Here is a 2121-nt window from a genome sequence, read left to right on the forward strand (position 1 = left end):
GCACGAGATGGCCCACATGTGGTTCGGCGACCTCGTCACCATGCAGTGGTGGGACGACCTGTGGCTCAAGGAGTCGTTCGCCGACTTCATGGGCTCCTTCTCGATGGTGGAGGCGACGCGCTTCACCGACGGCTGGATCACCTTCGCCAACAACCGCAAGTCCTGGGCCTACCGGGCCGACCAGCTGCCCAGCACCCACCCGATCACGGCCGACATCCGTGACCTGGAGGACGCCAAGCTGAACTTCGACGGCATCACGTACGCCAAGGGCGCCTCCGTCCTCAAGCAGCTCGTCGCGTACGTGGGCCGGGACGCGTTCCTGGAGGGCGCGCGCCGCTACTTCAAGCGGCACGCGTACGGGAACACGCAGCTCGGCGATCTGCTGTCGGTCCTGGAGGAGACCAGCGGGCGCGACATGACGGCGTGGTCGCGGTCCTGGCTCCAGACGGCGGGCGTCAACGCGCTCACCCCGCAGGTGACGCTGAACGGCGAGGGCCGGATCACGGAGCTGGCCGTCGTGCAGGAGGCCGCCGCCTCCCACCCGGAGCTGCGCCCGCACCGGGTGGCCGTCGGCCTGTACCGGCGCACGCCCGAGGGCACGCTGGAGCGGTACGCGCGCGCCGAGGCCGACGTCGACGGGCCGCGGACCGCGGTGACCGAGCTGGCCGGAGCCGAGGCGCCCGAGCTGGTCCTGGTCAACGACGACGACCTCACGTACTGCAAGATCCGCTTCGACGAGAACTCGCTGGCCACGCTGCGCGAGCGGCTCGGGGACATCAGCGATCCGCTGGCCCGCGCCCTGTGCTGGTCCGCGCTGTGGAACCTGACGCGGGACGCGCTCATGCCGGCCCGTGACTTCGTCGGGCTCGTGCTGCGCTTCGCCGGGCGGGAGTCCGACATCGGCGTGCTCCAGATGCTGCACGCCTGGGCGCGCTCGGCGCTCACCCACTACGCGGCCCCCGCCTGGCGCGAGGAGGGCGGGCGGCTGCTCGCCGAGGGCGCGGTCACGGAGCTGCGGCGCGCCGAGCCGGGCAGCCAGCACCAGCTGACCTGGGCCCGCTTCTTCGCGTCGGTGGCCTCGGGCCCGGCCGAACTCCAGATGCTCCAGGGCCTGCTGGAGGGCGGCGCGAAGATCGACGGGCTCGAGGTCGACCAGGAGATGCGCTGGGCGTTCCTGGAGACCCTCGCGACGCACGGGGTCGCCGACGAGGCGGCGCTCGCGGCCGAACTGGCGCGGGACGACACCGCGTCCGGCAAGCGGCACCAGGTGCGCTGCCTGGCCGCCCGCCCCTCCGCGGCCGTCAAGGCGCAGGCCTGGGCGCAGGTCGTGGAGTCGGACGCGCTGAGCAACGCCCTTGTGGAGGCGACGATCGCCGGGTTCCAGCAGCCGTCCCAGCGCGAGCTCACCGCGCCGTACGCGGCGCGGTACTTCGCGGCGATCGAGCGGGTCTGGGACGAGCGGTCGATCCAGATCGGCATGGACGTCGTGCGCGGGCTGTTCCCGGCGCTGCAGGACTCCGACGCGACGCTCGCGGCGACCGACGCGTGGCTGACCGGGCACGAGAAGGCCGCGCCCGCGCTGCGCCGCCTGGTCCTGGAGGCCCGGGACGACCTGGCCCGGTCGCTGCGCGGCCAGGCCTGCGACACGGCGGCGGGCGGGCGGTAGGCGGCCCCGGCCCGGCGGCGACCGGCGGACGGCCGGTGCGGGGGCGCCCTCCGGGGCGCCCTGGCATCCGGTGTTACCGAATGCGGGTATGACCGGCCGTAACCCACCCGGCCGCCTGGCCTTCTTCGGCCGGTGCGCGGACCGACTTGAGGGCGGGCTTGTCCGGCTTTGTCGACGGGACGGTAACAGCGGTTAGCGGCGCCCGCCGGGCCGGGAAAGTGCCGGGGCATGAACCACAACACCCCCGCTCCCCTCTTCCCCCGCCCGCTGCGCGAACTGGGCCGGATCCAGCCGCGCGTCATGAGCGGCGCCCAGCTGAAAGCGCACGGGGTCGGCCCGGCGGCCGCCCAGGAGCAGTGCCGGCCGGGCGGCCCCTGGCGGCAGCTGCTGCCGGGGGTCTTCCTGCTGCACCCGGGACCGCCCAGCGGCGACGAGCGGCTGCGCGCCGCCCTGCT

Annotated in this window: 1 protein-coding gene and 1 pseudogene; both read left to right on the top strand. The window is 74.1% G+C overall.

From position 1 onward, the window contains the following. The coding region (gene pepN, locus GTW43_RS18785) for an aminopeptidase N (protein ID WP_161303186.1) at window positions 1-1666 on the top strand (1666 nt) is incomplete at its 5' end. A 228-nt stretch (window positions 1667-1894) separates the two neighbouring features. Then, window positions 1895-2121 (top strand): annotated as a pseudogene (locus GTW43_RS18790) (hypothetical protein); the annotation flags it as partial.

The organism is Streptomyces sp. SID5785, from assembly GCF_009870065.1.
GTDB lineage: Bacteria > Actinomycetota > Actinomycetes > Streptomycetales > Streptomycetaceae > Streptomyces.